Source organism: Gelidibacter gilvus, from assembly GCF_004115975.1.
Taxonomy (GTDB): Bacteria; Bacteroidota; Bacteroidia; order Flavobacteriales; family Flavobacteriaceae; genus Gelidibacter; species Gelidibacter gilvus.
In genome coordinates this window covers 1-22,322 of sequence record NZ_SDDZ01000001.1, presented here as the reverse complement: position 1 = coordinate 22,322, position 22,322 = coordinate 1, and the positions used below count along the sequence as shown (strand labels likewise).

Here is a 22,322-nt window from a genome sequence, read left to right as displayed (position 1 = left end):
CTTTAAAATTTTCTTTATTTTTTTACTTAAAAACACAAAAAAATGCTTCTGTTAAAAGAAGCATTTTTTGTTTTGTAAATCGATTGAACGAAAATATCAACCAATCTCAAGGTTAACTAGGTTTCCTGCCTAGGCAGGAATTTTATTTGAAGGCGTTCAATCCTGTGATGTCCAATCCTGTAATCAGTAAGTGGATGTCGTGGGTACCTTCATAAGTGATGACACTTTCAAGGTTCATTGAGTGGCGCATGATGCTGTATTCGCCAGTTATTCCCATACCTCCTAAAATTTGACGTGCTTCACGAGCAATAGTAATGGCCATTTCCACATTATTGCGTTTTGCCATCGATATTTGTGCTGAGGTTGCCGTTCCGTTTTCTCTCATGACCCCAAGTCTCCAGGCTAATAGTTGAGCCTTGGTGATTTCAGTAATCATTTCAGCCAATTTCTTTTGCTGCAATTGGAATTGTCCGATAGGTTTTCCAAACTGCATGCGCTCTTTGCTATAGCGTAAGGCGGTGTCATAACAATCCATGGCAGCACCAATAGCGCCCCAAGCAATGCCGTAACGCGCAGAATCCAAACAGCCTAATGGCGCGCCTAACCCAGATTTATTGGGCAATAGGTGTTCTTTAGGAACTTTAACATTATCAAAAATAAGTTCTCCGGTAGCAGAAGCTCTCAAAGACCATTTGTTATGTGTTTCAGGGGTAGAGAATCCTTCCATTCCGCGCTCTACAATCAATCCGTGGATGCGGCCTTCTTCGTTTTTGGCCCAAACTACGGCTACTTGACAAAAAGGTGCATTTGAAATCCACATTTTGGCTCCATTTAAAAGATAATGATCACCCTTATCCTTGAAATTTGTGGTCATACCTGCCGGGTCGCTACCATGGTCAGGTTCCGTAAGTCCGAAACTTCCCATCCATTCGCCACTGGCAAGTTTGGGTAGAAATCTTTGACGTTGCTCTTCGTTCCCGTATTTCCATATAGGATACATCACTAATGAAGATTGTACAGAAGCTGTACTTCTCACGCCAGAATCACCACGTTCAATTTCTTGCATGATCAGACCATAAGAAATCTGATCTAGACCAGCACCGCCATATTCGGCAGGAATGTAAGGTCCAAAAGCACCAATTTCGGCTAGTCCGTTGATGATCTGTTTAGGAAACTCAGCTCTTTGGGCATAGTCTTCAATGATAGGAGAAACTTCACGTTTTACCCATTCTCTTGCGGCATCACGTACCAAACGATGTTCGTCATTTAATAACTCATCAATATTATAATAATCAGGGGCTTGAAACAAATCTGGCTTCATTCTTTTGGATTTAAATTATTGAAACACAAAAGTAACGAAAACGTTATCAGGGAACAATTTTAAACTACATTTTGAGATAGAAATCTTTGGTCAGCGCAATATAGTCATCGGTGTACTGATGTCTTGAGGTTTCGATAATAAGTTCCTTTGGATTTACTATAGTTTCCTGAAAAGAGAATTGGAGTAAACTTCGCTTGATTTCTGACGGTGGTGATCCTTTAACTCTTAGAATTCGGTTTGGAAAAAGATGTTCTTTGGAAGCTAACACGATAAACTCTTTTTCTTCCGAAAAAGGAATGACCACAGAAAATGTTCCTTGTGGAGATAGTAATTTTGATACACCTTCAATAAGCTGTCTAAACGGCATCGCATCCATAAATCGGGCTAAATCCCGTTGCTCATTGTCACTTTTGTAAGTGTTTAAATAAAATGGCGGATTTGAGATAATTAAGTCATATTTCTCATCGGTTTCTACTTCATCATCAGAGAGCTCTTCAACAAATTCCTCTAAAGAAGCATGGTAACAGAAAAGACGATCTCCCCAAGGTGAACTTTCGAAATTCTCTACACATTGTTCATAGGCTGCATCATCAATTTCAATGGCATCAATAAGTTGGGCATCGCTGCGTTGTGCTAATATCAAAGCTAGAACACCAGTGCCCGCGCCAATATCTAAAATAGAATACGGATTTGAATCTATCGAGGTCCAAGCACCTAGCAATACCGAATCCGTGCCAATTTTCATGGCGCAACGGTCTTGGTTAATTGTGAAGTGTTTGAATTCAAAAGGTTTCATATAAAGTACCAAGTTTTTAAAATTCCAAATTCCAAAGTGAAAACAATAAATTAGGTTTTGTTTATGATTGCAGATAGGATTTTCCTTAGTTCTTCTGCCTCATTTATAAGATGAGTTAATTCCAATTCAAACGATTCATTTAAATCTCTTAAAAGTTTCAGCCATAGTACTGAAAGTCCTTCCCTTTGGGAAGGATTTAGGATGGGATTACAGGTACAAATCAATCAATCCTTCCGGAGTGTCAACAATAATCAATTTCTTCTTTTTGTCGACTTTCTTAATAAACGCATCATTCATCGGAATCAGGATTTCAATCCCATCACGATCAATCTCAAAAAGCGCTTGGGCTGTGGAATCATTGATTGATTTGACAATGCCGACCATTCCAAAATTGACATCTTCAACCGTAAAACCGATGATCTCGTGAAAATAGAATTTATCGTCATCAAGTTTGGGAAGAAATTCTAAAGGAAGATAGAGGTCAGATTTTAACAAGGCATCCGCATCTTGCTCAGAGTCTACGTCTTCAAATTTTATGCGCAACAATTCTGACTTATGCAATTGAGACGATTCAATAAAAAACGGGACCAAATTATTGCGTAGATCTATGAAAACGGATTCCATATCTTCGAACATTTCGGGTTCATCCGTGTCTAATTTTATCAATAATTCACCTTTAAAACTGTATTTCTTTACAATTTTCCCAACGAAGAAGCAGTCTTTTTTTAGCATCGGTTCTTTTTTTATTTAATCTATAATTTAATCAATATAATAAGATCCTTCATCACAGATAAAATGTGCCCGGTGTATATAAGATCTCGTCAAAGGTAAAGTTTTACATGTAACCTGAGATTCCCTTTTGCAAGGGAATGTGCAAATATATGTGGGATCCCGCCAAAAAGCGAGATTTGTTCAATAACGCATTCTTTTTTCTGTAAAAAAGAACGCTATTTCACAAAAAAACTCCGATAGGTCATATCGGAGTTTAAAAGTATAAAAAATAAATTCTTTATTCTTCTGTTTTTGTTTCAGCATCTTCAGCAGGAGCTTCTTCAGTAGATGCTTCAACTTCGGCAGCTTCTTCTGCAGGCGCATTTGCAGCCGCTTCAGCAGCCTCTGCATCGGCGATAACCTGTGCAGCTTCAGCTTCACGCTTCGCATTTGTTTCTTTTTCAGCTTCAAGAGCTTTTGCTTTAGCATCAGCACCAGCTTTTGCTAAACCTTCTTTTTTGGCGTCAACTTTACCTGCTTTTTCTTCTAACCAGGCAGCGAATTTCTCTTCTGCTTGCTCTTCTGTTAAAGCACCTTTTCTAACACCACCTGCAAGATGATTTTTCAACATGGCACCTTTGTAAGACAAAATTCCTCTTGCCGTATCAGTAGGTTGTGCGCCATTTTGAAGCCAACTTACAGCCAAATCAACGTCTAATTCAATAGTTGCTGGATTGGTTGTTGGATTGTAAGCACCGATTTTCTCTAAGTACTTACCATCTCTTTTTGATCGTGCATCAGCTGCAACAATCCAGAAATAAGGTTTCCCTTTTTTTCCACGTCTTTGTAATCTAATTTTAACTGACATAAATAATTAATTAGTGAGGTTCGCGACCTCTATTATTAATAAGTCTGCAAAGATACCATAAATATTTTTTTATTGTCAAATTATTTCAAGTAAATAAAGTCAAGTCAAATAGATATGGCGTTTTAAGCCACAACCAGTTACTAGTTTTTCTAATATTTAGGTGATTTTCGTTTCTTATGAATGGATATGGATGCTAATTGACTCATTTTATATTAGTTGTGTTAGTGTTATTCGAGCGAATTGGTGAAATTAATGGCCAAGAAAATGTAATTTTGACTTTAATTGGTTTGCCCTTCAAATTAATACAGGTTTTAAATATCCTTTTTGATACTGCCAAAACCGTTATTTGTTGTTTATTTAGTTTCTAATACGTTGGTTAAATTTAATACAATGAGGAAAATTGTCTTGCTTATAATTACCATAACCGCATTCTATGGCTGTAGCGATGAGGTGAAATTCAATTCGCCTGCGCTTCAAGGAAATAAAAACTATCAACTTTGGAGCGCCACTTATTTTGATGCCGTGCTCGCTGAAAATGGCAGACTGACGATCAATGCTGGTGATAAATTCGAAAAAATGACCTTTAGGTTATCTTCACTTCAGGAAGGCACCTATGTTTTATCTGAAATGAGCGATTCGAGAATCGATTTTTTAGATCTTGAAAACATTTCTTATTCTACTATAAATCCACCAAGTCAGGAAGGTGCGTTGTATCCAGAAATAGGGCAGGTGGTAATTACTGAATTTGATGGAAAAACAGTTACTGGTACTTTTAGGTTTATTGCTTTTTCATCAGATGGTCTATATTCCGTAGGATTCAATCAAGGCGTGCTCTACAAAATACCTGTGAGATAAGATGAAATGCACATATAGATTTTAGAGGTGTTCTTCTTGACCTGCTTTTTCTTTGGTAACTTTTCATGACTTTCCCTTTAAAAAAACGTTATTAATGTGTAATTTTAAAAACTTATATTTCAAAGAACAAACCCAACAATTTCAACAGCCTTAAGCTCAAATATTCGTGAATTCGTAGTCAAAAACGACGTCATGACAAACAACTCTACACTACATGTATTTAATATTCGACACCGAAACTACAGGATTACCAAAACGTTGGGATGCGCCCATCAGTGATACTGACAACTGGCCGAGATGCATCCAAATTGCATGGCAATTGCACGATGGCATGGGGAATTGTATTGAACATGAGGATTATCTGGTGCAACCTGACGGATTTAATATCCCGTATGATGCCGAGAAAATCCACGGTATTTCAACTGAATTAGCCCAACAACAAGGTATTCCATTGGCTGAGGTATTGGAGAAGTTCAATGCAGCTTTGGCAAAAGCCAAATTTGTTGTGGGTCAGAATGTCGCCTTCGACTTGAATATTATGGGTGCGGAGTTCCACCGTGAAAGTGTTTTAAATAATTTGCAGGAACTTCCTGTTTTGGATACCTGTACCGAACATACCGCTACTTTATGTCAACTTCCTGGAGGACGTTATGGCAGATTCAAATTGCCAACTTTAACGGAGTTGCATGAGTTTCTATTTAACACGCCTTTTTCGGAAGCGCATAATGCTACTGCCGACGTTGAAGCAACAACACGTTGCTTTTTGGAGTTGATAAGACGTGAAGAATACACCCAGGAACAGTTGGATGTGCCTTCAGATTATTTCGAAAATTTTAAAGAGGCAAATCCGGCAACGATACAGCTTATCGGCTTAAAGCATATCAATCTGAAGGCTGAAAGTGCAAAAATTAAAAAACAGATTGAAGCTCTCCAAGAATCTGACGAGCCTACAAAAAAGGAGATTGCCCAAAATATAGAAGAACTTAAAGAGGTTGAGTTTGTGCATTTACACAACCACTCTCAATTTTCAGTATTGCAATCTACTATCAGCATCCCTCAGTTGGTGGCGGCAGCAGCGGAACAAAATATGTCTGCGGTGGCGCTTACGGATCATGCCAATATGATGGGTGCCTTTCACTTTATAAGAGCAGTAGGAAATCATAATAGAAACGTTGAAGCGAAGAACAAAGCCGCAGAAGTGCGCGGTGAAATGCCTACTGAAAAAATAATCAAACCCATTCTTGGATGTGAGTTTTTTGTATGTGAAGACCATAAAGATAAGTCGCGAAAGGATAACGGCTATCAGATTGTCATGTTGGCGAAAAATAAAAACGGTTACCATAATTTATCCAAATTATCATCACACGCCTTTGTGGATGGCTTTTATTATCTCCCACGAATTGATAAGAAGTTGATCCAACAGTACAAGGAAGATTTAATTGTATTGACGGGGAATCTTTATGGAGAAGTTCCGAGTAAAATCTTGAATATTGGTGAAAACCAAGCAGAGGAGGCCTTGCTTTGGTGGAAAGAAGAGTTTGGCGACGATCTTTATATTGAACTAATGCGCCATAATCAGGAAGATGAAAATCGTGTGAATCCTGTTCTGATAGATTTTGCCAGAAAACATGACATCAAGTTAGTGGCAACCAACAATACTTATTATTGTAAGAAGGAAGATGCCAATGCGCATGATATTTTGTTGTGTGTTAAAGATGGAGAAAAACAGGCAACACCTATAGGTCGCGGCAGAGGGTATCGTTTTGGGATGCCTAACCAAGAATATTATTTTAAGTCTTCAGAAGAGATGAAAAAGCTCTTTAAGGACATTCCGGAAGCCATATCCAATATTCAGGAAGTGGTGGATAAAGTTGAAGCTTTTGAATTGGCAAGAGATGTGCTTTTGCCTGCATTTGGAATTCCTGACGAATTCAAACATGAAGAGGATCTTATAGATAAAGGAAAGCGCGGCGAAAATGCTTATCTACGTTATATAACTTATGAAGGTGCCAAAAAACGGTATCCGGAACTCACAGATGAAATCAAGGAGCGGATAGACTTTGAGTTGAGCGTTATTGAAAATACGGGATATCCAGGCTATTTCTTGATTGTTGAAGATTTTATACGAGAGGCGCGGAATATGGATGTTTCCGTAGGTCCAGGTCGTGGATCTGCGGCAGGATCAGTGGTGGCTTATTGTTTGAAGATTACCAATATCGATCCGTTAAAGTACAACTTGCTTTTTGAGCGTTTCTTGAATCCGGATCGTGTTAGTATGCCAGATATTGATATTGATTTTGATGATGAAGGTCGGAGCAAGGTAATGGATTATGTCATCAATAAATATGGCAGCAATCAGGTGGCGCAAATTATTACTTATGGTACGATGGCGGCGAAATCTTCCATTAGAGATACCGCAAGAGTTTTAGATCTGCCGCTTTTTGATGCCGACAGGATTTCGAAACTCATCCCAACCATGTCAAAATTGAGTAAAATATTTGGTTATGATGAAAAACAACTCAGTAAAGCGTTCCGATCTGACGATTTAGAAAAGGTTAATGAGCTGCTTAATATCGCAGAAGGTTCAGGCTTGGAGGCAGAAACCCTTAATTTGGCACGAATTCTTGAAGGATCTGTCAGAAATACGGGAATCCACGCTTGTGGGGTGATTATTACACCTGATGATATTACAAAATTTGTCCCAGTGGCAACCGCTAAGGATTCTGATTTGTATGTGACCCAGTTTGACAACTCCGTGGTTGAGGATGCCGGATTGCTGAAAATGGATTTCTTGGGATTGAAAACCTTGACCTTAATAAAGGATACAGTGAAAATCGTGAAGGCGAAACACGATATTTTGCTCGATCCTGATAGTTTTCCTTTGGATGACGAATTGACTTACGAGCTGTTTCAAAAGGGTGAAACCGTTGGGGTGTTTCAGTATGAGTCGCCAGGGATGCAGAAACATCTTAAGGAATTGAAACCAACCGTTTTTGAGGATTTGATTGCAATGAATGCCTTGTACCGACCGGGACCAATGGAGTACATTCCGAGTTTTACCCGAAGAAAACATGGCGAAGAGGAAATAGACTATGACCTTCCTGCGATGGAAGAATACTTGAAGGAAACTTACGGGATTACCGTTTACCAGGAGCAGGTGATGTTGCTGTCTCAAAAACTAGCCGATTTCACCAAGGGTGAAGCCGACGTTTTACGTAAGGCAATGGGTAAAAAGCAGATCGCGGTTTTGGACAAAATGAAACCAAAATTTATTGCCCAAGCAGAAGCAAAAGGTCATGATGCTAAAAAACTGGAAAAAATTTGGAAGGACTGGGAAGCCTTTGCAAGTTATGCGTTTAACAAATCGCATTCTACCTGTTACGCGTGGATTGCTTACCAAACCGCCTATTTAAAAGCGCATTACCCTGCAGAGTATATGGCATCGGTATTAAGTAATAATATGAATGACATCAAACAGGTGACATTCTTTATGGAAGAATGCAAGCGCATGAAATTAAATGTACTTGGACCAGATGTCAATGAATCCTTTTACAAGTTCTCTGTAAATAAAGATTATGCCGTTCGGTTTGGAATGGGTGCCATCAAGGGCGTAGGACGAGGTGCGGTAATGACCATTGTAGAGCAGCGTAGAAAAGACGGGCAATATAAATCTATTTTCGATTTTGCAAAACGTGTGGATCTAAGAGCAGCCAACAAAAAAGCATTTGAAAATCTAGCACTGGCTGGCGGATTTGATTGCTTTACCGATACCCATAGGGCGCAATATTTTCAAGATGAGGGCGACGGGATCACCTTTTTGGAAAAGGCTATAAAGTATGGCAGTAAGCATCAGGAAAATGAAAATTCAGCACAAGTGAGTTTGTTTGGAGATGCCAGTGATGTCCAAATAGCAGAGCCATTGGTGCCGCCTTGTGAAGAATGGGGCACTATGGAAAAATTAGCGCAAGAGCGAGAAGTTGTCGGGATTTACATTTCCGGACATCCTCTTGATGATTTTAAGGTAGAAATGAAAACCTTTTGCAACGCTACTCTAGCACATTTTGCAGATCTGGAACCATTTGTTAACCGAGAAATGACTTTTGGTGGGGTCGTTACCGATGTTGAACACCGTGTGAGCAAACAAGGTAAAGGTTGGGCCATGTTTACCATTGAAGATTATACGGACAGTTTTGAATTCCGAATTTTTGGAGAAGAGTATCTAAGGTTTAGACACTTTTTGGTAAGAAGTTCATTTGTTTATATCAGGGTGTATGTCAAGGAGGGCTGGGTCAACAAAGAGACAGGTAAGAAAAGCGAGCCAAGGTTGCAGTTTTCCAGTTTTCAATTGTTGCATGATGTGATGGATACCTATGCTAAAAAATTGTCCATTCAATTGGAAATAAAGGATTTGAAAGAGAGCAAAATTAAGGCACTAGAGGATATTTTAAAAATGCACGAAGGTAATCACGCGTTAAATTTCTTGGTTTATGATACCGAAGAAAAGATGAAGTTGCACATGCCAAGTAGAAAGCAAAAGGTGAGAATTTCTCAAGAATTGCTTGACGAATTGAACAACCAAGATGTATATTATAAATTAAACTAATTAATGTTTGCGACTGTAGGCATCTCATGAAAAGAAGACGACGGTTATATGTTTTGTGTGTAGTTCAATACTATAATCGTTGAAAATAGTTTCGATTCTAGAAGCAATTCCATTTAAATAGCCCGAGTTTGCGCAAGGGATTGCAGTGGCATCCTTTTTATGCGGTGACTGAGCTGAGCGAAGCCACCGCATAAAAAGATATAACGAAAAGCCCGGTTTATGCGCCCTATAAATCGTTATAACAATCACGAATCCAGCTATAAGCAAAACAAATGTTAAGCGTATAAGGATTGGCGAAAATTTTGACTAATTTTGTTTCTTTAAGTTAAATAAAACAATTAAAGCATAGAAAATATGGCATTAGAAATAACAGATGCAAACTTTGAAGAAACGGTTTTGAAAAGTGATAAGCCGGTAGTAGTAGATTTTTGGGCCGCTTGGTGTGGACCATGTAGAATGGTTGGACCTATCATTGATCAAATTAGTGAAGAGTACGCAGGTAAGGCTGTAGTTGGTAAAGTGGACGTTGATGCAAATCAGGAGTTTGCTGCTAAATATGGTGTCCGTAACATTCCAACGGTATTAGTGTTCCAAAACGGAGAAGTTGTTGGAAGACAAGTTGGTGTGGCTCCAAAAAACGCATACACTGACGCTATCGATGCACTTTTGTAATCGATAAAAATAAGATAGGCATCTGCGTTTAAGTTGGAATTTAAATTTCAAAAGTGATGGTGTGATGTGCTATCTGTCAGGAATAAAACACAATATTCAGATAAATTGATAAAAGGTTTGCTTTAATGGTGAACCTTTTTTTATTTTAGATAAAAATTTAAGAAATGAGTGATAAAATAAAAATTCAAGATGCGATTGATCGCAAATTCATAGAAGAACGTAAAGTGTTCCTTTGGGGACAAGTGGATGATAAATCGGCAAAACATGTCATTGACCGCTTGATGTATTTGGACGCTTTGGAGACCAAGGATATCCAGTTATATATCAATAGTCCTGGAGGTTATGTGACTTCTGGATTTGCTGTTTATGATTGCATGAAATCTTTAAAAAGTGAGGTGTCAACAATTTGTACAGGATTCGCCGCTTCTATGGGATCCATTCTATTGTCAGCAGGAGAAAAAGGAAAGCGTTTTATCCAGCCTCACGCTCGTGTGATGATCCACCAACCAAGTGGCGGTGCACGCGGACCGGCAAGTGATATTGAAATTACTGCAATGGAAATTTTGAAAACCAAGGAATTGAGTGCAAGATTGTTGGCTGAGAATTGTGGCCAGACGATTGAAAAGGTAATGAAAGATTTTAACCGCGACCATTGGATGGGTGCAGAGGAATCTGTGGCTTATGGGATTGTGGATAAAATTGTGAAATAAGATCCCTCTAGGCCCCCGAAGGGGGAATTCTAACTGATGTGAATACTGCGTTTATGGGAAAAAAAAATACGATTAATTGCTCTGAAGGGGTTGGACTCTTCTAATACTGACGAAAATCATTTCAATTATTAACCAAGCTATTCCTCCCCTTTGGGGAGGTTAGGAGGGGATTAGATTATGAACTTACAAGCACAACTCAATAAAACAGGAGGTTTTAAAAACCTCGAACTCCTCGCCAAACAAGTGGTTGAGGGTTTTATTGCTGGGATGCATAAGAGTCCGTTTCATGGATTTTCGGCAGAATTTGCTGAGCATAAAATTTACAATCAAGGTGAAAGCACAAAACATATCGATTGGAAATTATATGCCAAAACAGATAAGCTTTTTACCAAACGCTATGATGAGGAAACCAATTTGCGTTGCCATTTGATTATTGATAACAGTAGCTCCATGCATTATCCAGAAATGACTGATTTCTCAATCAACAATCTGAATAAAATCGCATTTTCCGCATTGGCTTCAGCCAGTTTGATGCATATTCTTAAAAAACAGCGTGACGCGGTAGGCATGAGTATATACAGTGATGCTTACGATTATTACGCGCCCGAAAAAGGCAGTGAACGGCATCACCAAATGTTGTTGAGCGAGTTGAGCAAAACGGTGGTTTCAAAACCTGTTAACAAACAGACAGAAACTTATACCTATCTCCATCAAATTGCGGAAAAAATCCATCGGAGATCCTTGATTTTCTTTTTTACGGATATGTTTCAAACCACTACGGATCAAGAGAAATTGTTTGAAGCCTTACGGCATTTAAAACATAAAAAACACGAAGTGGTATTATTTCATGTATTCGATAGGGAAAAGGAACTGACTTTTGATTTTGAGAATACGCCAAAGCGTTTTATAGATGTTGAAACAGGCGAGCACATCAATTTGTACCCGGAAACTATTAAAGAAGCTTATGAACAGGCTGTAGGTTCCTATTTTGAGGAATTGCGGCTTAAATGTGGCCAATATCAAATTAAATATGTGGAGGCAGACATCACAAAAGATTTCGATAAAATCCTGACAACATACATGGTAGAGCGTGGGAAATTTAAGTAAATAATAATTTTGCAAAAAATGACCTAAATTGTTTGCGATATTGAAAATGCAGTGTATATTTGCACTCGCATTAACGCAACGGTCTGGTAGTTCAGTTGGTTAGAATGCCGCCCTGTCACGGCGGAGGTCGCGGGTTCGAGTCCCGTCCAGACCGCAATAATGCTAAGAAGCTCTAAAGGAATTTGGAGCTTTTTTTATTGCTTTAAAGAGGTTGTGTTGTTTCCGAAGCAATTCGGAACGTAGTGATACCAAAGTAATTTGGTATTCCAATGAGAAGCTTTCCTTTTCTGTTTTTAACAGAATCGGGATGCTTTTTTGTTTTGGGGTGGTTTGTGAATTCTTCGAGAATTCGGGGATTAAGTCAGAAAGTTGTGGGATTCTAGTATTAAGCATAAATTGTTGTCTTCTATATAGGAAGAATTATAAATACACAAAATCAAAACGATTGCAACAATTAAATGTTTCATGTCGTGCAATTTAATTGAATAATCAATTCAAGCTTAAATGCCATACAAGCAGATACACCATGGTGTATATCTCCCTTATACGTACACTGAATTTCGCTTTTTCCTCGGGACTTATTTGTTTTGTTGCCTTTAGTTTTTATACGTTTTGAAGGGATCAAAATCATGATGAAATCAGTGACCAGCACTATGTATTTCTTTAAATCAGGCTGTCTGCCCCACATTGAGATGTCCATCCGTAATTCCTTTCATCTTAGACCTTTTTAAATTCCTTTTCACAATTAAAAGGGTTAGTAAATCGCCATTAGGGGATTGCGCAGGCCTTGATAAATTGATAGGTCAGAGCTATTTTTACATATAAAAAGCGAAACGTGCACTTTAACGAATTAATTTTAAGGAAATCCAAAAATATTTATCTTTATAAAACCCTTATTGATTTTGTAACCAGGGTTATAGATGTTAGTCTGACCACTGATACTTAAACACTCAGGGGTTATGCGGTTTATTTGGGTGTGGTCTGTAAGCTTTTTAATAGTCCAAATAAACATGGGAAAAAAGTACGTAACCCTTCTGTTGTGCATAATAGTTACTATATATTCATATGGTCAATGTGCTCCTGATGTTACGCCGCCAACAATTACCTGCACAAATGTCGTGGCCGATTGCCAGCGCGGTGTGGGTTCGCTAGTGCCTACAACCTCCGATGGTTGCGGCTCCATTGTGTTGCAAACTTTTACCTTATCTGGCGCTACGGTAGGGTCAAGTACCAATACGGGTATCAATGATGCCAGTACGGTCAACTTTTTAGCTGGCATAACTACCGTTACCTATACTATTGAAGATGCCGCAGGCAATTCAGCAAGTTGTAGTTTTACGGTAACCCTTAATGATTACACGCAGCCTATAGTAATTTGCCCAGAGGATGTAGAAGTCAGCAATGACCCTGGGCAATGTAACGCCTACGTAGATCTGTATGCCTTAGGGATGTTCCCAACAGCTTTTGATAATTGTTCTGGGGTCTCAACGGTCCCTGTAGGGGTGCCTCCAGGAAGTCTTTTTCCTGTGGGTACCACTACCGTCATTTGGGTGATTACAGACTTGGCAGGCAACTTTGTGACCTGTACACAAAAGGTTACGGTTATTGATGTTGAGCCGCCTACCATCAGCTGTCCGCCACCCATAACCGTCAGCGCTACTTCGGGCCAATGTACTGCCAATGTGAATGTACCGCTTCCCATTACTACAGATAACTGCACGATAACTTCCATAACCAACAATTTTAATGGCGGCGGTGCCGATGCGAGCGGGGTGTATCCGTTAGGGACCACGACGGTCACGTTTCAGGCTACGGCCTCTGATGGCATCACCGTGAGCTGTTCTATTGATGTGATTGTGATCAATACCCAAGATCCTGAAATTACTTTGAATGGTGCCAACCCCATGACCATGGAAGCCTGCGGCACCTATACTGAATTTGGTGCGACCGGCTTTGATGCTTGCGCCGGGGATATTACCGGGAGGATTGTGATTGATGCTACTGCCGTTTTGACCAACGTGGTAGGAAGCTATGATGTGATCTACACCGTGACCAATGCTGCGGGTCAAAGCGCTACTCAAATCCGTACGGTCAATGTTGTAGATACCCAAGCGCCGTCCTTAAGCCTTAATGGTCCTAATCCGTTAACCGTTGGCGATTGTTCGCCCTATATTGAATTGGGGGCCCTAGCAATGGATCCCTGTTTTGGGGATATCTCTGGAACTGTGGTGATCGATAATTCAAATGTGGATACCAGTACTTTAGGGTTTTATGTGGTGACTTATACGCTTATGGATGCCTCAGGGAATGCCGCAACCCCAATAACACGAACGGTTGAGGTGATTGACACCAACGGTCCGGACATTGTGCTGCAAGGCCCCAATCCGCAAATTATTGAATTGTGTGCGCCTTATGCCGAATTGGGGGCCACAGCAATAGACTCTTGTTTTGATATAGATTATACAGGTGATATAGTCATAGATGCCTCTGCGGTTAACTTTGGCCTTGTGGGCAGCTATCCAGTAACCTATAATGTGATGGATAACTTTGGCAATTCGGGTGTTGAAGTGATTAGAACCATTGAGATTGTAGATACTGTAATGCCTACAATAACCTGCCCTGAAGATATGGTGCTGGAGACCGAGGTAGGTAGTTGTTCGGTAATTGTGAATTATGAGCTTATGGTTATAGACAATTGCACAGGCGAAATTATAGTGCAAACTTCTGGTTTGCCATCAGGAGCTGCTTTTCCGATTGGGATAACCACCAATACCTTTGAACTTACCGATGCCGAAGGCAATGTCGCCAGCTGTTCGTTTGAGGTTACTGTAAATGATTCGGAACTTCCGGTGGCACGCTGTCAGGATATCACAAGAGCCCTAGACCCTATAACGGGTTTGGTAACGATATCCGCTGCGGATATGGACAATGGGTCGAGTGATCATTGTAGTTTCACCTTGAGTATATCGCCGTCGATATTTGACTGTAGTGCTCTAGGCGAAAATGAAGTGACCTTAATCATTACTGATGCTTCTGGTAATATTGGTTCATGCACCAGCATCATCACGATAACAGATGTGAGTGAGAGCGCTCAGGTAAGCATTACCAGTACAGCAACCACCATTTGTCAGAGCGAACAGGTGATCTTCACAGCCACCCCAATTGATGGCGGTGCAACACCAACCTATCAATGGCAAATCAACGGCAGTGATGTGGTTGGGGAAACGGGTGAGGCCTTTACAACAACCCTCTTATCAGATGCCGATGTGGTTACTGTGGTCATGACCTCTAGTTTGTCTATTTGTGCCACAGCGCAACTAAGTAATGAGGTTGTTATTTCTGTTAATGATTATAATGCACCGGCCAATGCGGGTCCCGATATGATTAACATCATTTGCACTGAAACTACCGTTACTTTGGCAGGAAGTGCAGTCACTGGAAGTGGCGAAACAGGGTTATGGACGGTAACTTCGGGTCAGATTTCTGGCTTTTCGTTTTCGGATGTCACAAGTCCCACGTCAACCTTTAGTGGCGATATAGGTGAGGTTTATACCCTGACCTGGACCATTGATAATCCTGCACCTTGTTTGGATACCAGCGCCAGTACCACCATCACTTTTATCGGTTGTAATGCTTTAGATTTTGATGGGGTGGATGATAATATCAGCTTTAGGGATCATTATAATTTTGGGGGCGATTTTACCATTGAAATATGGATGAAATCGGATGTCACTACGGGCAATATCCAAACAATTTTATCCAAACGTGAAGCGAATAATATGGTAGATGGCTATGATTTGAGACTGGTAAATAACATTCTTTCTTTTAATTGGGATGATGACGCAGCGTTGGCATCACCCTTTCCAATAGCAATAAACCGATGGTACCATGTGGCACTGACCTTTGAGGGGGGCACTTACACCTTGTATGTGGATGGTGTGGTTGTTAATAGCAGTACAGGTACTTTGCCATTGCCTAATACGGTAGATTTTATTGTGGGTGCCATGGATCAGACTTTGGTATCGCCATTTAGGCCTTTACATTATTTCGATGGTGGTACAGATGAACTGCGTATTTGGAACCGCGCCTTATCCACAGAGCATATCCGTAGGATGATGAATCAAGAGATAGCGGATAACTTGGGCAACGTAAGGGGCACCGTGATGCAAATGGATATTGCTGGGTTGGCATGGACTGATTTGGAAGGGTATTACCAAATGAACCAAATTTCTGATATCGTATCCGGCAGTTTAACCTCCAGTAATGGTTCTGGAATTGATGGTGTGTTGAAGTATATGACCACCTTTCAACCAGATACGGCACCCATTCCGTATCAAACTACTGCCGACGGGTTCTGGGCGGATACCAACGTTTGGCTGCATGGCGCCTTTCAGACCATTCCGAACAGCCTAGGTATTGATGGGATCACGCCTATTGACTGGAATATTGTTAGAACTTCACATCATATCGCATCAGGAGATATTAATATTACGGTTGCAGGTTTAGATGTCGCAAGCCGTACACTGACCATTGCCAATGCTGATGCCAATGATGGACAGAGCCTTCGGGTGATGGACTATCTAATTCTCAATGGTGACTTACGTTTGGTGGGGGAGTCACAGTTGTTGCAAGATACCGGAAGTATTGTGGATTATGCTGGAGCAGGTGTGTTGAGACGCGACCAACAAGGCAGTGCCAATTTATTTAATTACAATTATTGGGGGTCTCCAGTAAGTTTTGATGGCGCTGCCTATGCCATAGGAAACGTGCTTTATGACGGAGCCGTGCCTGTACAATGGACTACTGGACATAGTGCTATTCCAAATACCACCCCAATAACGCTAAGTAGCCGATGGCTGTACTTGTATGAAAACTATCCTGAGAATACTTATGCCGCTTGGAATCGGATTAATGCGGCTTATCCAATTGCTGTGGGCTTGGGTTATATCATGAAAGGAAGTGGGGCTGCAGGTGCTACGCAGAACTACACCTTTGTGGGCAAACCAAACAATGGGGTCATAAGCACGCCAATTACAGTAGGTAATGAATCATTGGTGGGCAATCCGTACCCGTCAGCAATTGATGCAGATACGTTTATAAATGATAATTCAGGCAGCATTCAAGGGGCGCTTTACTTTTGGGAACATTACACCTCAAATGCCACGCACGTATTGGCCGATTACCAAGGGGGGTATTCATCCTATAATTTAGTTGGAGGCAACCCTGCAGTATCCCCACCGGAAGTCAGTGGCTTGGGCACCCCATCCAAACTCCCGGAAAGGTATGTTCCGGTTGCACAGGGGTTTATGGTAGTGGCCAATGCATTTGGTGGGAGTGTTGTTTTTGAAAATGATCAGCGTGTTTTTGTAAAGGAAGGCGTTACTGGTACATTAAACAATGGCTCGGTATTTATGAGATCTGCCACGGGCGATAGGCCAGCGGCTAAAAATAAGACTGCTGTTATTAAAAGAATACGGTTGGCATTTAAAACCCCACATGGAGCTACCAGACCATTGCTTTTAGGATTCGTACCCAACCATTTGGCAACTGACGGATTTGATTATGGCTATGACGCAATAAATACTGAGACACTACCCAATGATATGTCTTGGTTGATCGCCGACGAAAGGTACGTGATTCAAGGCATTGGTGATTTTGATGTTACTAAAAAAATACCCTTGGGAATCTTCTTAAAGCACGCAGGTAACATTGAGATTAAGCTCACTGCACTTGAAAATTTTGATTCTGATATTCCTGTTTTTATATATGATGCCCTAATGGACACTTATATGAAAATCAACAATACAGACTATCATATCAATTTGAAGGCAGACAGTTATGTAAATAGGTTCTATTTGGCATTTCAGCCTTCAGAAACCTTATCAGTCATTGAGGATCTTTTCAAAAGCATGACCGTCCAATATTTAAATAAAACACAAGAGATTTATATAGAAACCCCAAGCGCTATGGATATTGAGGGTATTGATTTGATCTCTGTCTTAGGGCAAAAAGTGAAATCTTGGGAGCTTGAAGGACAGCTGGAACAACGGATCATTAGAGTTCCTGTAAAGGGTGTTTCATCAGGGAATTATGTCCTAAAAATCAGGACGTCCACTGGGGTGTTCAGTAAAAAGATTATTGTTAATATCAATTAGTTAGGATTGGATTATTTGTATTTTTTTAATCACTTTAGCTATGATTTCTATCATAAGGACGAGTATTATTAAATAATTGTTATTTTATTAACAATTTAATTTATATTAGAACTCACAAGGTTAATAGCAAAGTTTTTAAGGACCTTTTTTTTGTTTTTAGAATATTCTTAATAATTAATATCTACATACATTTTGCTGTTATGACTATACACCTTGTTTTTTAAAATTACAATTTCTATATAAGTTTATCATACCCTTTTCTTAGTGTTGACCTACAACTAGATTGAAAACCCCGCTGCAGCACTGACCTGTTGTGGTTTTATTTAACTAAAATCCAACCTTATGAAAAAAGCATTACTTATTGCCGTTTTGGCATTCTCGTTTCACACTTTTTTTGCTCAAACTACCATTTGGTCTGAGAATTTTAATTCTTATTCCAACGGCACAATAGTAGGTTCTGGTACTCCACCTAAATGGACGAGAACCACAGCTAGTCAGTCAGGTCATTTTCTTGTACAATCTTACCAAATGGAAGGTTACAACTTGAAAGTTGAAAATGTCTGGGCATCACAGATCATAAATATCACTCAATTTTCAAATGTAAAATTGTCTTTAAATTATTCAGGTATAAGTACGACAGGTGATTATATTAACGTTTACTATAAGCTTGATAATGGATCAGAAATTCCATTTAGTTCTAACGGCATCACTACAGGGTCGGCTGGGACATTTACGAATAGAATTGCTTCACAGGTGGGTTTAAATGGTAATAACGTACAAATAATTATTAGATTAAAAAACGATAAAAAAGGAAATGCTGATGCGTACTACAGCTTTGACAATGTTCTTGTTGAAGGCATTATCCCTCCTTGCGCCAAGGTGTCTTCTTTCCCTTATCATCAGAACTTTGATAGTTGGACTGTAAGTAATACTGGTAGTAGATGTACAGCGGATGGTACTGTAGATCTGCAACAATGTTGGACAAACGCAACAGGAGATGATATTGATTGGGACATCAATAGTGGCACAACACCAACTAGTGGTACGGGGCCAAGTGGTGACCATACCACAGGTGGGGGCAAATACTTATATACCGAAGCCTCCGGTGGAGGAGTTTGTAATAATAGCTTAGGTATTGTGACAACGCCAATATTTGATTTTTCTGGGGTAGTCAATCCAGAACTAAGCTTTTGGTACCATATGAATGGGACGGACATGGGGACGCTTAATGTTCAAGTGTCAGCAAATGGTGGTGCTACCTGGTCTGGTAACCTTTGGAGCCTTAGTGGCAACCAGCCAAATGCTTGGCGGGAAGCCGCGGCAATATCCTTACTGTCCTATGCAGGCAATTCTAACGTACAAATAAGGTTTAGCGGACGGACCGGAAACGGATTCTCGTCAGATATAGCTTTAGATGATTTTTCTATAGTTGATGCGCCAATTCCATCGGTATTAACAGTGAGTGACTTGAATGATTTTGGGATGCATTGTGCAAATACAACTGCGGGCCCAGAGAGTTTTACAATAACTGGTTCACAACTCACCACGCAAAACGTAACTGTGGCTGCGCTAACAGGTTTCACTTATAGCACGACGGCAGGAGGTCCTTATGCAGCTTCATTAAGTCTGTCACAAATTGGTGGTACTTTTAGTCGGGTTATATACGTTAGGTTTAATCCTGTGGTCGCGGGGTCTCATAATGGTAACATCAGCGTCGGGGGCGGTGGTGCTCCTTCAGTTAATGTCGCTGCAACAGCTGGTGCTAATGCGGCGCCGAGTGCCGCAAGCTCTGCGTTTCCTTTAAACGGTGCCACCGGGGTTTGTTATGCAGGTGGGGGAGCGGTTTCTTCTATGGCCTGGGATGCGGTGCCGGGTGCCACCTCTTATGATGTTTATTTTAGCCCTGGCTCCATGCCAACTTCTGTAACGCAGAATGTAACAGGTACAGCCTACACAGCCATTCCGCTTGCTGCCAGTACAACTTATTACTGGAAAGTAGTTCCTAAAAACAGCTGTGGGGATGCCACAGGTGTTGCAAACTGGAGCTTTACAACAGCCAGTACCTCGTGTTCTGATAATTATTGTCCAATCACCTTTGCTGAGGTGCGCTCCATTACCCGTGTTGCGATTGGAACCATTGATAATTATAGCTCGCCTTTAACGGGTAGTCCATCTTATGAGAACTATACCTCATTAAGTACAGACCTATCAGCTGGTGGGGCTCAAACTATTACTTTGGAAGGCTTTACAAATGGGAATAATCAGTTTTATTATACGGTATTTTTTGATTGGAATCAGGATGGCGATTTTAACGATCCTGGTGAATCTTATAATATAGGAACCATCACCAATTCAACGGGAACTGATGGTAAAGTCACAACGGCTGTCATCAATGTGCCAACAAATGCGGTTGCAGGCCCTACAATAATGCGAGTAATAGGGAGCTATAACAGTTTTAATTCAGATCCTTGTGTTGCTTATAGCGCACAGGGGCAGATAGAGGATTATTCGGTTAATGTGATTCCGTGTGTGGCGGGCAATCCCTCTGTATTTGGTGACAACCAGTGGAATGTCTATGCTTATAATGGTAATAATCTTGACCTTTCTGGAATAATTTATGCAGGCTATTATACGGAACCCAATCTGACCTTCGATTCTAAAGATCGCTGGGGGGAGATGCTTTCACCTTCAAGTGCCTCTGGGTATCAGGGTTGTATCGTGGCTAATGACAATCATACGGTTGTGTACAAGCGCAGTAATTTTATTTGTGGTATTTATCAAATAGATGTGACATCGCATGAAGATGCAGCAAGATTATATATTGATGGGGTTCAGGTTTTTGAACATATTGGAGGGAGTGATTTCCATGATAACATTTGGACGGGAAAATTGGATGCTAATTCTACGGTAGAATTCCGGGTTGTAGAGCAAAGTGGTGCTTCTAATGGAGCCTTGACCTTTACTTTAATTCCTGCAATAGCTGAGTTTTCTTCAAACACCCAAGTAGTACAAAATGGAGGAGTGGTCAATTTTACCAATACTTCTTATGGGCAAAATGCTCCCTACCTATGGACTTTTACGCCATCAACCGTGACATTTCTTAATGGGACCAATGCAAGTTCATCAAATCCGCAGGTCCAGTTTAATGGTTTAGGCGCATATAATGTGGCGCTCCTTATTACAGACACTTGTGGTGCAACGTTTACTAAAAGTAGTCCCAATTATATATTGGTAAGCAATGAAACGGTGTTTGATGCTGATGGGACTTTTATTGTGCCTTGCGGAATCACCAGTATCAATGTGAAGGCATGGGGTGGTGGTGGAGCCGGTGGCGGCTCTAGAAGTACCGGGAATAGTTCGAATATAAATTCCGGTGCTGGTGGTAGTGGCGGTGCGTATGCAAGTAACTCAATAGCAGTGACACCTGGTGCGATATTAACTATTGATGTTGCGGGTTCAGTTAGTGGCGTCAATGATGGCAATGGCGCAAATGGTAACCATTCAACAATCTTGGGTTTTGAATCGCAAATATGGGCTGCAGGTGGTTTAGGTGGACTCGCAAATGCCACTACAACAAGTCCATCTGGTGCGGGCTTTGCCGGTGCCAATGGAGGTGGTTCAGGGGGTACTGGCGTTGTGCCGATTAGTGATGGGAATAATGGTATCGTTCCTGGAGGTGGAGGAAGTGGTTCTAGTACCAAGGGAGGACCCGGTACGCCCCCTTCAAGAACTGGTGGCCGTGGTGCTGGAGGACGAATCATTCTCTCTTGGGATTTAGAAATCATACCACCAACTGTTGTTACTAAAGATTTTAGCGTCCAATTGGATGCTTCTGGAAACGCTACTATATCAACTAGCAATATTGATGATGGGTCTTTTGACTCCTGTAGTGCGGTCACTTTAACACTTGACAATACAAGTTTTAATTGTTCGAATGTTGGTGCCAATACAGTCACTTTAACGGCTACAGATGCTGTGGGTAATGTGGCTTCGGCAACGGCACAAGTAACAGTAAATGAGGTAATCCCTGCACAAGTTATCACTCAAAATATCAGTATTGATCTTGATGCCAATGGCGACGCCAGTATTATTGCTGCACAAGTGGACAATGGTTCCAATGATGCCTGCGGTATTGCAAGCATGACGGTTGTTCCAAACACATTTGATTGTTCAAACATTGGTGCCAACACGGTTACCTTAACGCTAACAGATGTAAATGGTAATGTGAGTTCAGCAACGGCAACGGTCACAGTAAATGATGTGACCCTTGCACAGGTCATCACCCAAGATATAAGTATTGATCTCGATGCCAATGGCGACGCCAGTATTATTGCTGCACAAGTGGACAACGGTTCCAACGATGCCTGTGGTATTGCAAGCATGACGGTTGTTCCAATCACATTTGATTGTTCCAATATCGGTGCCAACACGGTTACCTTAACGGTGGTGGATAACAATGGCAATAGCAGTTCCGCAACTGCAACGGTTACGGTAAATGATGTGACTGTGGCGCAAGTCGTCACT

The 22,322-nt window shown here is 40.7% G+C and carries 11 protein-coding genes and 1 tRNA gene; 8 read left to right on the top strand and 4 right to left on the bottom strand.

Annotation, left to right across the window (positions count from 1 at the left end):
* Window positions 1-142: 142 nt before the first annotated feature.
* From ESZ48_RS00060 to ESZ48_RS00045, 4 genes are all read right to left on the bottom strand, one after another.
* Entirely contained in the window at window positions 143-1,321 is a 1,179-nt protein-coding gene (locus ESZ48_RS00060; protein WP_129015274.1) for an acyl-CoA dehydrogenase family protein, read from the bottom strand.
* 64 nt (window positions 1,322-1,385) lie between these two features.
* Entirely contained in the window at window positions 1,386-2,117 is a 732-nt protein-coding gene (locus ESZ48_RS00055) for a tRNA1(Val) (adenine(37)-N6)-methyltransferase (protein WP_129015273.1), read from the bottom strand.
* A 207-nt stretch (window positions 2,118-2,324) separates the two neighbouring features.
* A complete protein-coding gene (rimM, locus tag ESZ48_RS00050; RefSeq protein WP_129015272.1) occupies window positions 2,325-2,849 on the bottom strand; it encodes a ribosome maturation factor RimM in 525 nt (174 codons plus the stop codon).
* Between the two features lie 277 nt (window positions 2,850-3,126).
* Complete coding sequence (locus ESZ48_RS00045; protein WP_129015271.1) at window positions 3,127-3,696, bottom strand: 30S ribosomal protein S16; 570 nt, start codon at window positions 3,694-3,696, stop codon at window positions 3,127-3,129.
* A gap of 390 nt (window positions 3,697-4,086) precedes the next feature.
* On the opposite strand from ESZ48_RS00045, the gene ESZ48_RS00040 reads away from it, so the two are divergent.
* From ESZ48_RS00040 to ESZ48_RS00005, 8 genes are all read left to right on the top strand, one after another.
* On the top strand, window positions 4,087-4,551 hold the full coding sequence (locus tag ESZ48_RS00040; RefSeq protein ID WP_129015270.1) for a DUF6252 family protein: 465 nt from the start codon (window positions 4,087-4,089) through the stop codon (window positions 4,549-4,551).
* A 214-nt stretch (window positions 4,552-4,765) separates the two neighbouring features.
* Window positions 4,766-9,154, top strand: a complete 4,389-nt coding sequence (gene dnaE / locus ESZ48_RS00035) for a DNA polymerase III subunit alpha (protein ID WP_129015269.1) — start codon at window positions 4,766-4,768, stop codon at window positions 9,152-9,154.
* A 354-nt stretch (window positions 9,155-9,508) separates the two neighbouring features.
* Window positions 9,509-9,826 (top strand): thioredoxin, encoded by a 318-nt coding sequence (gene trxA / locus ESZ48_RS00030; RefSeq protein WP_129015268.1) that lies wholly within the window; start codon window positions 9,509-9,511, stop codon window positions 9,824-9,826.
* Between the two features lie 164 nt (window positions 9,827-9,990).
* Window positions 9,991-10,536: a ClpP family protease gene (locus ESZ48_RS00025; RefSeq protein ID WP_129015267.1), complete on the top strand. Its 546-nt coding sequence runs from the start codon at window positions 9,991-9,993 to the stop codon at window positions 10,534-10,536.
* A 177-nt stretch (window positions 10,537-10,713) separates the two neighbouring features.
* Window positions 10,714-11,643, top strand: a complete 930-nt coding sequence (locus tag ESZ48_RS00020; RefSeq protein WP_129015266.1) for a DUF58 domain-containing protein — start codon at window positions 10,714-10,716, stop codon at window positions 11,641-11,643.
* Between the two features lie 80 nt (window positions 11,644-11,723).
* Window positions 11,724-11,797: transfer RNA gene (locus ESZ48_RS00015), tRNA-Asp, on the top strand.
* An 856-nt stretch (window positions 11,798-12,653) separates the two neighbouring features.
* The gene (locus ESZ48_RS00010) at window positions 12,654-17,798 is read left to right on the top strand and encodes an immunoglobulin-like domain-containing protein (RefSeq protein ID WP_190246172.1); all 5,145 of its coding nucleotides are present in this window, start codon (window positions 12,654-12,656) and stop codon (window positions 17,796-17,798) included.
* 342 nt (window positions 17,799-18,140) lie between these two features.
* Window positions 18,141-22,322, top strand: a 4,182-nt coding sequence (locus tag ESZ48_RS00005) for a GEVED domain-containing protein (RefSeq protein WP_223266319.1), incomplete at its 3' end; no start/stop codon positions are given.